This is a genomic window from Quadrisphaera sp. RL12-1S, from assembly GCF_014270065.1.
Taxonomy (GTDB): domain Bacteria; phylum Actinomycetota; class Actinomycetes; order Actinomycetales; family Quadrisphaeraceae; genus Quadrisphaera.
Map to the genome: position 1 here is coordinate 16,729 of NZ_JACNME010000004.1, position 12,826 is coordinate 29,554.

The 12,826-nt window shown below is 75.3% G+C and carries 8 protein-coding genes; 5 read left to right on the forward strand and 3 right to left on the reverse strand.

What is annotated here, in order from left to right; all coding sequences use genetic code 11:
• Positions 1-97: 97 nt before the first annotated feature.
• Positions 98-1,765, forward strand: coding sequence for an RNA polymerase sigma factor (locus H7K62_RS08670; protein ID WP_186717574.1), 1,668 nt, complete (start codon positions 98-100; stop codon positions 1,763-1,765).
• Between the two features lie 120 nt (positions 1,766-1,885).
• Here the strand turns inward: H7K62_RS08670 and H7K62_RS08675 are convergent, their stop codons facing one another.
• Both H7K62_RS08675 and H7K62_RS08680 read right to left on the reverse strand, forming a co-directional pair.
• Positions 1,886-2,368: a DUF456 domain-containing protein gene (locus tag H7K62_RS08675; protein WP_186717575.1), complete on the reverse strand. Its 483-nt coding sequence runs from the start codon at positions 2,366-2,368 to the stop codon at positions 1,886-1,888.
• A 28-nt stretch (positions 2,369-2,396) separates the two neighbouring features.
• Complete coding sequence (locus tag H7K62_RS08680) at positions 2,397-2,627, reverse strand: DUF7455 domain-containing protein (RefSeq protein WP_139711243.1); 231 nt, start codon at positions 2,625-2,627, stop codon at positions 2,397-2,399.
• Between the two features lie 232 nt (positions 2,628-2,859).
• Between H7K62_RS08680 and H7K62_RS08685 the strand changes: the two genes are divergently transcribed.
• From H7K62_RS08685 to H7K62_RS08695, 3 genes are all read left to right on the forward strand, one after another.
• The gene (locus H7K62_RS08685) at positions 2,860-5,025 is read left to right on the forward strand and encodes a DNA gyrase/topoisomerase IV subunit B (RefSeq protein ID WP_186717576.1); all 2,166 of its coding nucleotides are present in this window, start codon (positions 2,860-2,862) and stop codon (positions 5,023-5,025) included.
• Between the two features lie 83 nt (positions 5,026-5,108).
• A complete protein-coding gene (locus H7K62_RS08690; RefSeq protein WP_186717577.1) occupies positions 5,109-6,542 on the forward strand; it encodes an APC family permease in 1,434 nt (477 codons plus the stop codon).
• An 81-nt stretch (positions 6,543-6,623) separates the two neighbouring features.
• Entirely contained in the window at positions 6,624-7,655 is a 1,032-nt protein-coding gene (locus H7K62_RS08695; protein WP_222437310.1) for a GNAT family N-acetyltransferase, read from the forward strand.
• A gap of 13 nt (positions 7,656-7,668) precedes the next feature.
• Here the strand turns inward: H7K62_RS08695 and H7K62_RS08700 are convergent, their stop codons facing one another.
• Positions 7,669-10,188 carry a DNA gyrase/topoisomerase IV subunit A gene (locus tag H7K62_RS08700; protein ID WP_186717578.1) on the reverse strand — a complete coding sequence of 840 codons (2,520 nt, stop codon included), beginning with the start codon at positions 10,186-10,188 and terminating at the stop codon, positions 7,669-7,671.
• Between the two features lie 169 nt (positions 10,189-10,357).
• Between H7K62_RS08700 and H7K62_RS08705 the strand changes: the two genes are divergently transcribed.
• A complete protein-coding gene (locus H7K62_RS08705; RefSeq protein ID WP_186717579.1) occupies positions 10,358-12,802 on the forward strand; it encodes an SCO7613 C-terminal domain-containing membrane protein in 2,445 nt (814 codons plus the stop codon).
• Positions 12,803-12,826 lie beyond the last annotated feature (24 nt).

Consider the following 12,826-nt stretch of genomic DNA (forward strand, 5'->3'; position numbering starts at 1 on the left):
GACCGGGAAGCAAGGCGGCACCCCGGGCGTTGTGACACCTGTCAGGGCGGCGTGACCGCCCCTCAGCCAGTGATCCGCAGTCGACGAAAGGCAGTCCGTGTCGTCGGTCTCCACGCCCACGCTCCCGCCGGAGTTCAGCCACCCCAGCCTGCAGGAGCTCCTGCGCGAGGGCACCGCGAGCGGCTCGGTCCAGGCCGCGTCGCTGCGCTCCGCCTGCGAGGACGCCCAGGTGCCCATGAAGCGGATGAAGGCCGTGCTGCGCGCGCTCGAGGCGGCGGAGGTCACCGTCGTCGTCGAGCAGCCCGCCGCGCCGGCCCGTCCCGCCCGCGCCAAGACCACCCGCGCCGCCGCCCCGGCCGCCCGCACGACCACCCGCCCCGCCGCGAGCCCCGCCGCCCCGGCGGACGAGGCCGAGGCGCCCCGCCCGGCCCGCGCCGTGGCCGCCGCCACCTCGCGCCGCGCCGCCTCCGCCACCGCGACCCTCGAGGCCGACGGCGAGGGCGCCGCAGCCCCCAAGCCGCGCGCCGCCGCCAAGCCGAAGGCCGCCAAGGCCCCCGCCAAGCCCGCCGCGAAGGCCGCGAAGGCCCCCGCCAAGACGGCCGCCAAGGACGCTGACGACAGCTCCCCCGAGGACGAGAGCCCCGAGGACGTCGAGGCGCTCGTCGGCGAGGACGCCGAGGCCGACGCCGCCATCGAGGTGGCGGACGAGACCCCGGAGGTCGCCGCCGACGTCGAGGGCGACTCCGAGGACGAGGACGCCGCCCCCGCCGCCAAGGCCGCCGACAGCGACACCGGCTTCGTGGTCTCCGACGCCGACGACGACGACGCGCCCGCGCAGCAGGTCGTCTCCGCCGGCGCCACCGCTGACCCGGTCAAGGACTACCTCAAGCAGATCGGCAAGGTCGCCCTCCTCAACGCCGAGCAGGAGGTCGAGCTCGCCGAGCGCATCGAGGCCGGTCTGTTCGCCGAGGAGAAGCTGGCCTCCGACGAGACGCTCGAGCCGGGCTACAAGCGCGAGCTGCAGTGGATCGCCCACGACGGCCGCCGCGCCAAGAACCACCTGCTCGAGGCCAACCTGCGCCTCGTGGTGTCCCTGGCCAAGCGCTACACCGGTCGCGGCATGCTCTTCCTGGACCTCATCCAGGAGGGCAACCTCGGCTTGATCCGCGCCGTGGAGAAGTTCGACTACACCAAGGGCTACAAGTTCTCCACGTACGCCACCTGGTGGATCCGCCAGGCGATCACCCGCGCCATGGCCGACCAGGCCCGCACCATCCGCATCCCGGTGCACATGGTCGAGGTCATCAACAAGCTGGCCCGCGTGCAGCGCCAGATGCTCCAGGACCTGGGCCGCGAGCCCACCCCGGAGGAGCTGGCCAAGGAGCTGGACATGACCCCCGAGAAGGTGGTCGAGGTCCAGAAGTACGGCCGTGAGCCGATCTCCCTGCACACCCCCCTCGGCGAGGACGGCGACAGCGAGTTCGGTGACCTCATCGAGGACTCCGAGGCCGTGGTCCCGGCGGACGCGGTGAGCTTCACGCTGCTCCAGGAGCAGCTGCACTCGGTGCTGGACACGCTGTCCGAGCGCGAGGCCGGCGTGGTCTCCATGCGCTTCGGCCTGACCGACGGCCAGCCGAAGACCCTCGACGAGATCGGCAAGGTCTACGGCGTGACGCGCGAGCGGATCCGCCAGATCGAGTCCAAGACGATGAGCAAGCTGCGCCACCCGTCGCGCTCGCAGGTGCTGCGCGACTACCTCGACTGAGGTCCGGGCCCGCGCGGCCCAGCACGGCGAAGCCCCCTCCCGCTGCGCGGGAGGGGGCTTCGCCGTCGTCGTGGGCGGTGCAGGGATCCGCCAGCTGTGGCCAGCCGGTGTGAGCCGCTGTCAGCCCGCGTGGAGCGCAGCCACCAGCCACACGGTCGCGGCCACGAGCGCGAGCAGCAGCTCCACCCCGATGGACAGCAGCACGGTCTTGAGCGCCAGGCGCGTGGACCGCCACGACGGCTCGCCGTAGCCGAGGCGGCCCACCTCGGCGAGGTACAGGCCCACGCAGAAGCCGACCAGCAGGCCGACGACGGGGATGACGAAGACCCCCACCACGCCGGCCAGCGCGCCGATGACGAGGGACCGCGTCGGCACGCCCGCGGCCAGGAGCCGCCTGCCGGTCCACACGTAGGACGTGCCCCAGCCGCACGCGAGCAGCACGGCCGCCGCGGAGAAGACCAGCCAGCCGCCCAGGGTCCCCTGGGCGATCGCCCAGACGAGCACCCCGAGGCCCACGAGCAGGCTCCCCGGCAGGACCGGCAGCACGATGCCCGCCAGGCCTACGACGACGAGGGCGCCGGCGACGAGCGTGACCACGCTCACCGCCGACGCCCTCGGACGCGGGTGGGGCTCAGCGCTCCTCGGCCGGCGCGGAGGCCGGGGTGGAGGACGTCAGCCGGTCGGACTGGTCGTGGATCTCGGCCGCGACCTCGCGCAGGCGGGCGGAGTGCTCACGCCCGTGGTGGGCGCAGAAGAGCAGCTCGCCGCCGGAGGCCAGCAGGACGCGCACGTAGGCCTGCGCCCCACAGCGGTCGCACCGCTCGGCGGCGGTGATGGGCGGAGTCGTCAGGACAGCGGTCACTGTGGCCCCTTCCGAGTGCCTCGTGGTCCGGGCTGGCGCCCGGACCGGTGGAGGACGCCGTCTGGCGTCCACCAGTCTCAGCATCGAACCACGCCTCGATGCTTCCCGGCGGTCGGACGGAACCCTTTCGCCGACCGCGTAACCGGAACGGCGGCAGCGGTGCCCTCGGCCGCGCGGAGAGGACGTGCGCGAAGCGCGCCGCGGTGTCGGTGCCCGTCGTTACCCTGACCGGGTGACCTCGACCCCTCAGCGACCCGCCCAGACGGCCGGCGGTGGCGACTACACGGCGCGCCACCTGTCGGTGCTGGAGGGCCTGGAGGCCGTCCGCAAGCGCCCCGGCATGTACATCGGCTCCACGGACTCCCGCGGGCTCATGCACTGCCTGTGGGAGGTCATCGACAACTCCGTCGACGAGGCCCTCGCCGGCCACTGCAGCCACATCGACGTGGTGCTCCACGCCGACGGGTCGGTGGAGGTCCGCGACGACGGGCGCGGCATCCCGGTCGACGTGGAGCCCCGCACCGGGCTGACCGGCGTCGAGGTGGTCTTCACCAAGCTGCACGCCGGCGGCAAGTTCGGCGGAGGCTCCTACACGGCCTCCGGCGGCCTGCACGGCGTGGGCGCCAGCGTGGTCAACGCGCTGTCGGCGCGCCTCGACGTCGAGGTGGACCGCGGGGGCGTCACGCACGCGATGAGCTTCCGCCGCGGCGAGCCCGGCACCTTCGCCGACCCCGCCGGCGGGGCTGCGGGGAGCGGCGCGGCGCCCTCACCCTCCAGCACCTTCTCGCCGTTCACCGACGCCTCCGAGCTGCGGGTCGTCGGCAAGGTGCGGCGCGGCCGGACGGGCACGCGCGTCCGCTACTGGTCGGACCCGACGATCTTCCTCAAGGAGGCGGCGTTCTCCTACGACGAGCTCGTCACGCGCGCCCGCCAGACCTCCTTCCTCGTCCCGGGCCTGGAGCTGCGCGTCCGCGACGAGCGCGGTCTGGCGGGGACCCCCGGCCAGGACGGCCCCCACGAGGAGCTCTTCCGCCACGACGGCGGCATCACCGAGTTCGTCGACCACCTCGCCACCGACCCGCCGGTCACCGACACCTGGCGGCTGCAGGGGGAGGGCCGGTTCAAGGAGACCGTGCCGATGCTCGACGAGCGCGGCCACATGGTCAGCCAGGAGGTCGAGCGGGAGTGCGGCGTCGACGTCGCCCTGCGCTGGGGCACCGGGTACGACACCGAGCTGCGCAGCTTCGTCAACATCATCTCCACCCCCAAGGGCGGCACCCACGTCGCCGGGTTCGAGAACGCGCTGCTCAGGGCCCTGCGCAAGGCCATCACCGACAACGCCCGCAAGCTCAAGGTGGGCGCCAAGGAGGAGCCGGTCACCAAGGAGGACGTCACCGCCGGCATGACGGCCGTCCTCACGGTGCGCCTGGCCGAGCCGCAGTTCGAGGGCCAGACCAAGGAGGTGCTGGGCACCGCGGCGGTGCGGGCCATCGTCACCCGGGTCGTGGAGAAGGAGGTGGCGGCGCTCTTCACGAGCCCCGCCAAGGGCACCAAGCTCCAGACGGCCACGCTGCTGGAGAAGGTGGTCGCCGAGTCCCGCGCCCGCGTCACCGCCCGCCAGCACAAGGAGACCCAGCGCCGCAAGACCGCGCTGGAGACCTCCACGCTGCCCGCCAAGCTGGCCGACTGCCGCAGCAACGACGTGGAGAAGTCAGAGCTGTTCATCGTCGAGGGCGATAGCGCCCTGGGCACCGCCAAGCTGGCGCGCTCCAGCGACTTCCAGGCGCTGCTGCCCATCCGCGGCAAGATCCTCAACGTCCAGAAGGCCTCGATCGCCGACATGCTCCGCAACGCGGAGTGCGCGGCGATCATCCAGGTGGTGGGAGCGGGGTCGGGGCGCAGCTTCGACCTGGACTCCGCCCGCTACGGCAAGGTCATCTTCATGGCCGACGCCGACGTGGACGGCGCGCACATCCGCACGCTGCTGCTCACCCTGTTCTTCCGCTACATGCGGCCCATGGTCGAGGCGGGACGGGTGTACTCGGCGGTGCCGCCGCTGCACCGGGTGGAGGTGATCGGCAACGGCCGCACCAAGAACGAGTACGTCTACACCTACTCCGAGGCCGAGCTGCAGAGCACGCTGGCGGGCCTGAAGCAGGCGGGCCGGCGCTGGAAGCCGGACATCCAGCGCTACAAGGGCCTGGGCGAGATGGACGCCGACCAGCTGGCCGGCACCACCATGGACCCCGCGCACCGCACCCTGCGCCGCGTCGGCATCGCCGACGCGGCAGCCGCCGAGCGCGTGTTCGAGCTGCTCATGGGCAACGACGTCGCGCCGCGCAAGGACTTCATCGTGGACGGGGCCTCCGGCCTGGACGCGGACCGCATCGACGCGTGAGGCCGTGTCACAGCTGGGTTGCGAAACCGCTCCCGGCGTGATCTCGGCTGGCGCGCCCAAGATCGGCACGCCACCCTGACGCGATGGCGACGACGGAGACCGCGTCCGTGCACGGCGAACCCGGCGAACCCGCGCTCAAGCGGGCCATCGGCACCAAGCTCCTGTTCCTCTTCATCATCGGCGACGTCCTCGGCACCGGCATCTACGCGCTGACCGGGCAGGTGGCCGACGAGGTCGGCGGGGCCGTGTGGGTCCCCTTCCTCGTGGCGTTCGCGGTGGCGATGCTCACCGCCTGCAGCTACCTGGAGCTGGTCACCAAGTACCCCCGGTGCGCTGGCGCGGCCCTGTACACGCACAAGGCCTTCGGCGTGCACGTGCTGACCTTCATGGTCGCCTTCACCGTGATGTGCTCGGGCATCACCTCGGCGTCCACCGCCTCGCGGGCGTTCTCCTCCAACAGCCTGGAGCTCTTCGGGGTCGAGGCCCCGGGCGCCCTCGTGGTGACGGTGGTCGCGCTGGCGTTCATGCTGCTCGTGGCCGCGGTCAACCTCCGGGGGGTGGGGGAGAGCGTCAAGGCCAACACCGTGCTCACCCTCATCGAGCTCTCCGGCCTCCTCATCGTCATCGGCGTCGGCGCCTGGGCGCTGCTGGGCGGCCAGGGAGACCTGTCCCGCGCAGCGACGCTCGACCTCAACCCCGACCAGGCCCCGTTCACCGCCATCACCGCGGCCACGGCCCTGGCCTTCTTCGCCCTGGTGGGGTTCGAGGACTCGGTGAACATGGCCGAGGAGACGCACGACCCCGTCCGGACCTTCCCCAAGGTGATGTTCCTGGCCCTGGGCACCGCCGGCGCCCTGTACCTGCTGGTCGGCGTCATCGCCGTCGCCGTGGTCCCGCTGGAGGACCTGTCCGAGGGGGACACCCCGCTGCTGCAGGTGGTCTCGGCCGGCGCCCCGGGCTTCCCCCTGGGCGTGTTCGCCCTCATCACGATGTTCGCCGTCGCCAACTCGGCGCTGCTCAACATGCTCATGGCCTCGCGCCTGCTGTACGGGATGTCGCGGGAGGGCGTGCTGCCTCGCTTCCTCGGCCGCGTGCTGCGCGGCCGGCGCACGCCGTGGACCGCCGTCGTCTTCAGCACCTGCCTGTCCCTGGTCCTCATCAGCGCCGTCTCGGCGCTCGCGGCCGCGGACCCGGGCTCGGAGGTGGTGAGCAACCTCGGCGGCACGACCTCGCTGCTGCTCCTGGCGGTCTTCACCGTGGTGCACGTGGCGGTGCTCGTGCTGCGCCGGGACCGGGTGGACCACGAGCACTTCAAGGCCCCCACCGCGCTGCCGTGGGTCGGCGCCGTGGTCTGCCTGTACCTCGTGAGCCCGCTCACCGACCGCGCCCCGGTCCAGTACTCCATCGCCGGGTCGCTGCTCGCCCTCGGCTTCGTGCTGTGGTTCTTCACGTGGCTGCAGCGCCGGCGCGCCGGCCTGCGCACGCGGGTGGAGGACCCCTCGCGGCTGGGCGGCTGAGCGGCTGAGCCCGGTCTCCGCCCCAGCGGGGGACGGCGGGCGGGGTGCGTCAGGTCCCACCGCTGGATAACGTGCGAGCGCGTGAGCACCACCGACCTCCCCGAGCCGGTCACCCCCGGCGTGACCTGGCGGCCGCTGCGCGAGGACGACCTCCCGCGCTGGCACGAGCTGACCCGGGCCGTCGAGGCCGCTGACCAGCCCGCCGAGCGCTACACCGAGGACGACCTGCGCGACGAGCTGCTCGCCGGCTCCTGGAAGGACCCGGCGCACCGCTCCCTGGCCGCGCAGGACGACGACGGGCGCCTCCTGGCGTTCGGCCTGGTCGACGTGCGTCCCGGGGACGTCAGCACCGTGCGCGCCTCGCTGTGGGGCGGGGTGCACCCCGAGCACCGCGGCAGGGGCCTGGGGCGCCAGCTGCTGGCCTGGCAGTGCGCCGTCGGCCGCCAGCTCATCGCCGCCGCACCGGGCTCGGCACCGGGCGAGCTGGTGCTGCACAGCGACGAGCGGCTCGCCGACCGCACGGCGCTCGCCCGGGCCGCCGGGTTCGAGGTGCGGCGCTACCACCTCGTCATGCGGCGCCTCCTGACCGGACCGGACGCCGCACCGCTCCCGGAGGTGCAGCTGCCCGAGGGCCTGCGGCTGGTGCGGTGGTCACCCGAGCTGGACGAACGGGTGCGCCTGGCCCACAACGAGGCCTTCGCCGACCACCGCGGCAGCGAGCCGCGCAGCAGCGAGGACTGGAGCCGCTGGGTCAGCGGGCACCGCGACGCCCGCACCGACTGGAGCTTCGTCGCCCTCGCCGATGCCGTCGACGGTGCGGACGGGCCGGAGGTCGCCGGCTACACCATCGCCTTCGCCTTCGAGCAGGACTGGGTGGACGGGCTCAAGGAGGGGTGGACGGGTCTGCTGGGGACCCGCCGCGCCCACCGCCGCCGCGGCGTCGGCGCGGCGCTGCTGGCCGCCAGCCTGCGGGCCTTCGCCGAGGCCGGCATGGACGCCGCCGGCCTCGACGTGGACCGGGAGAACCCCAGCGGTGCGCTGGGGCTGTACGAGCGGCTGGGGTACGCCCCCCACCAGGTCGAGGTGGTCTGGGGCACCGCCGTGCCGCGCTGAGCCCCGCTGAGGCTCAGGCCCGCGGGTCCGCGGGCGCGCCCCCGTCGTCGTCGGGGGCCGCGGGAGCGGGACTGCCGGCCACGGCCGTCAGCGCGCCGGACAGCGGCACCCCCGACCCGTCGCGCCGCCCCGTCGGCTCCGGCAGCTCCACCGGCGCGCCGGTGGCCGAGGCGCCGCGCGCCGGGCCGGGGCCGACCCAGGCCAGGGCCAGCGAACCCTCGCCGCGCAGGAACCGGTGGCAGCGGACCCCGCCGGTGGCACGGCCCTTGGGCGGGTACTCCTCGAAGGGGGCCACCTTGACGCTGACCCCGGGTGAGCCAGGCAGCGCCCCCTCGGCGGCGGCCACGGTGACCACCTCGGCGCGGGCGGCCTCGGCGGCGCTGAGCGCTGAGAAGGCGACGACCCGCTCGCCCGCGGTGACCCGCACGCCGGCCATGCCCCGGGCGGGGCGGCCCTGCGGGCGCACGAGGGAGGCGCTGAAGCGCAGCAGCTGCGCGTCGCTGGTGACGAACACGAGCTCCTCGGTGCCCGTGGCCAGCCAGGCCGCCCCGACCACCGCATCGGTGGCGTCGAGGCCGATGACCTCCCAGGAGTCGCGGGCTCCCCACGGCTCCGCCGCGACCCGCTTCACCACGCCCTGGGCGGTGGCCAGCGCCAGCCCGGCGCCCTCGCCGTCCCCGGGCTGGGGGGTCAGGGGCACCAGCGACACCACCTCCTCGCCGGCCTCGAGCGTCACGAACTCCCGCAGCGGCGCCCCGCCCGACAGGCTCGGGGCACCCGCCGTCGGCGGGAGCACGGGGGTGTCGACGACGCCGACCCGCAGCACGCGGCCGCGCGAGGTCAGCGCCCCCACGTCACCGCGCGCCGTCGTCCGCACCGCGCTGCGCAGCACGTCGTGGTTGGTGCGGGGCCCGCCCGCGGTCAGCTCGGCCCCACCGGTGCGCGCCAGCAGACCGGTCGCCGAGAGCAGCACCCAGCAGGGGTCGTCGGCCACCTGCAGCGGCACCGCGGCCGTCGCCGGAGCCGCCCCCGCCTCCAGCAGCACGGTGCGGCGCGGCGTGCCGTGGTCGCGGGCCACCTGCGCCAGCTCGTCGGAGACGGCCTCGCGCTGGAGCTGCTCGTCGGCCAGCAGCGCCTCCAGGTCCGAGATCGCCGCGAGCAGCTCCTCGCGCTCGGTCTCCAGCTCGATGCGGGAGAACCGGGTCAGGCGCCGCAGCCGCAGCTCCAGTATGTGCTCGGCCTGCAGCTCGGAGAGCTCGAAGACCTCCATCAGCCGCGTACGGGCGGCCGCGCCGTCGTCGGAGGTCCGGATCACCTGGATCACCTCGTCGATGTCGACGACGGCGATGAGCAGGCCCTCCACCAGGTGCAGCCGCTCGCGCCGCTTGCCCAGGCGGTGCGTGCTGCGGCGGCGGACCACCTCGAGGCGGTGGTCGATGAACACCTGCAGCAGCTCGCGCAGCCCCAGGGTGCGGGGCTGGCCCTCGACCAGGCAGACGTTGTTGATGCCGAAGGAGTCCTCCAGCGGCGTCAGCCGGTACAGCTGCTCCAGCACCGCCTCCGGCTGGAAGCCGGTCTTGACCTCCACCACCAGGCGGGTGCCGTGCTGGCGGTCGGTGAAGTCGTCGATGGCGGAGATCCCGAGCAGCTTCTTCGCCGAGACGGCGTCCTTGACCTTCTCGATGACCTTCTCCGGGCCCACCGTGTACGGCAGCTCGGTGAAGACGATGCCCTTGCGGCGGGCGGTGATGTCCTCGATACGCGCGGTCGCGCGGGTGCGGAACGTGCCGCGCCCGGTGGCGTAGGCGTCCCGGACGCCCTCCAGCCCCACGATCCGCCCGCCCGTGGGCAGGTCGGGACCGGGCACGAAGCGCATGAGGTCCTCCAGCGTCGCCCCGGGGCGCGCGATGAGGTGCCTCGCGGCCGCCACGACCTCGCCGAGGTTGTGCGGGGGCATGTTCGTGGCCATGCCCACCGCGATGCCGGAGGCGCCGTTGACCAGCAGGTTCGGGATGGCCGAGGGCAGCACGGACGGCTGCGTGGCCGAGTTGTCGTAGGTGGGGACGAAGTCGACGACGTCCTCGTCGAGGCCGTCCACCATCGCCGTCGCCGAGACGGCCATCCGCGCCTCGGTGTATCGGGAAGCCGCGGGACCGTCGTCCAAGGATCCGAAGTTCCCGTGGCCGTCGACGAGCGGCAGGCGCAGGGAGAAGTCCTGCGCCATGCGGACCAGGGCGTCGTAGATGGCGGTGTCGCCGTGGGGGTGCAGCCGGCCCATGACGTCACCGACGACGCGGGCGCTCTTCACGTGGGCGCGGTCGGGCCGCAGGCCCATCTCGCCCATCTGGAACAGGATGCGGCGCTGCACCGGCTTGAGGCCGTCGCGCGCGTCGGGCAGGGCGCGGGAGTAGATGACGGAGTACGCGTACTCGAGGAACGAGGACCGCATCTCCTCGTCGACGTCGACGTCGACGACCCTCCCCGTGGGCGGCTGGCTGCCGTCGGAGGGGGCCGGGGTGCTGCGTCGTGCCATGGGCACCATCCTCCCGCGCGGGTGGGACAGACCGGGCAGGAGTGGCGGATCTCGCCGCACCGCGACGGTCGGCACGCCTCTGACCTGGGCCGCTGCCACAGGCCCGGCGTTGTCCACAACCCCCGCGCGGACGACGACGGCGAGCGGTCCGCGCTGCCAGAGTGGACGCGTGAGCGACTCCGAGCAGCACGCCCCGCCACCCGAGCCCGGCTGCCCGCGCTGCTCGGCGCCGCTGGTGCCCGGCCGTCCCGCGTGTCCGCGCTGCGGCCTGCGCCTGGTCGGCGAGGACGCCGCGGCCCTGTGGGAGCTCGACCAGCAGCTCGCGCTGCTGCAGCACCGCCGTGCCGGGCTGCTGGCGGCGCTGGCGGGTGGGCCCGACGCCGCTCCTGCCGTGCCGGCTGCTCCGGTCACCAGCAGCCCGGCGGCCGGTCCAACGACCGGACCGGCGGAGGCGGTGTGGGCGGCGCCCGGTGCGTCGGCCCGGACCGCGGCCCCCGGGCCCGCAGCCGCCGCCGGCGTCCCGGCGGGGGCCACCCACCTCCCGGGTGCCGGCCCCTACGCGCCCCCCACCGACCGGCCGGCGCTGTCGGAGTCGTCCGGGCAGCCGTCCGGGCAGCCGTCCGGGCAGCCGTCCATGCCGCGCCAGCGCCGCTTCGGGGCGCAGCAGCTGCTCCTCGTGACCGGCGTCGTGCTCGTCGCCGCGGGGGCGTTCGCGTTCCGGGCCCTGGTGTGGAGCGCCATCGGCGCCCTGGGGCAGGCGCTGGTCCTGCTGCTGGTCTGCGCCGGTGCCGCCGCGGCCTCGCGCGCCACGGCGCGCCGCGCCCTCGGGGCCAGCGCGGAGGCCCTGGCCCTGGTGTCCGTGGTGGTGCTCCTGGTCGTGCTCGGGGCCGCTCGCAGCCTCGACGTGCTGGGGCTGGGCGCCACCGACGCCGACGCCTACGGCTTGGGCGCCCTCCTGGTGGCCGTCGGTGCCTGCGCTGCTGGGGACCGCTGGCTGCGCCCGGCGGCGCACCCGGCCCGACCGGTGGTCCCGGCCTGGGCGGCGGTGCTCCTCACCGCCGGCGTCCCCACCGCGCTGACCCTCGCCGTGGACGGTGAGCTGCTCACCTGGGCCGCGGCGGCCCTGGCGCTCGCGGTGCTCTCGGCGCCCGCGTCCCGGCTGCTGGCGGTGCACGCCCGCGGCCTGGGCGTGCTCTCCCTCGTCGTCGGTGCGGCGCACCTGGGGGCGGCGGTGGTCGTGCTGCTCTCGGTGGACGCCGGCGCTGACGCCGTTCCGGGCCGCGGGCCGGACGCCTCCGCCCCCTACCTGGCGGCCCTCGAGCTCGCCCTGCTCGCGCTGGCCGCGGCCTGGACGGCGGGCCGCGCCGGGCGGCCCGTCCCGCAGGGGGCCGCCGTGGCCGCGGAGGGTCCCGCGCAGGCCCCCGCCCCGACGCCTGCCCGGGCGCTGCTGGCCGGCCGCCCGCAGCTGCGGCGCACGGCCGTCGTGGTCGCCTACGGCGGGGTCATCGGCGCCCTGGTCTCCCTGGCCGCCGCGGGCGGCGCCTTCGCCCTGCTGCTGCTGGCGCTGGGGGTCTCGGCGGTCACCGCCGCGCTCCTGGCCGTCCGCCCGCGCCTGCTGCCGTGGCCGGTGGCGGTCGCCGCCCTCGCCCTGGCCGGCGGCTCGCTGCTGGGCGAGCCGGTGGTGGGCAGCTCCGAGAGCACCTGGTGGCGGCCCGCCGCCTGGTACGCGCTCGCCCTCGCGTCCCTGCTGGCCGGGGCGCGCCGCCCGGTCGCCTCGGCCCCCGCCGAGGCCCTCGCCGACCGCCGCGCGCTGCCCGTCCCGCGGGCCGTGTGGGCCGCGGCCGGGTCGGCCGCCGCCCTCGGCGGCGTGCTCACCGCGCCGGACCCGGTGGCCGGGGTGCTCGCGGTGCTGCTCGCGCTCGGCGTCGCGGCCGTGCTGCTGGCGCTGTCGGCGGTGGTGCGCGGCGCGCCGGAGGCCGTGCTGGTCGCGGGCTGGGGGCTCGTCGGCCTGGTGGCCCTGCTCATGACCGGTGACGGTGCGGTCCACCCCTCGGTGCCGCTCGCGGTGTCCGGGCTGGGCGCCCTCGCGCGAGCCGGGGACCGGCGGCGCACCGCCTGGGCGCTGCCCGCCGTCGTGCTGCTGTCCGCGGCGTGGTGGAGCGAGGCGGGGCGGGTCCTGCCCGCCCCGGCCGAGGTGGAGTGGTGGTCCCTGCCGCCGGCGGCGCTGGCCCTGGCGGTGGGTGCGCTGGTCTGGCAGCGCCACCCCGGGCTCGGCTCGTGGGCCGTCCTGGGCCCGGGCCTGGCGGCTGCGCTGCTGCCCTCGGCGCTGCACGCCGCCGTCACGAGCAGCCCGTGGCGGACCGCCGTCGTGGCCGTCGCGGGTGCGCTGGTCTGCTGGGCCGGGATCCGCTGGTCGCTGCAGGCGCCGGTGGTCCTCGGTGCGGCGGCGGCGCTCGTGGTCGCCGTCGGTCAGCTGGGCCCGTACGCGCGGCAGGTCCCGGTCGCGGTGGGGCTCTTCCTCGCCGGTGCCGTCGTGCTCCTGCTGGCGGTGCGGATCGAGCAGGCCCGCCGCGACGCCGCCCGAGCCGTCGGGTGGGTCCGGGCCCTGCGCTGACGGGGCCGGGCCCCGCGCTGACGC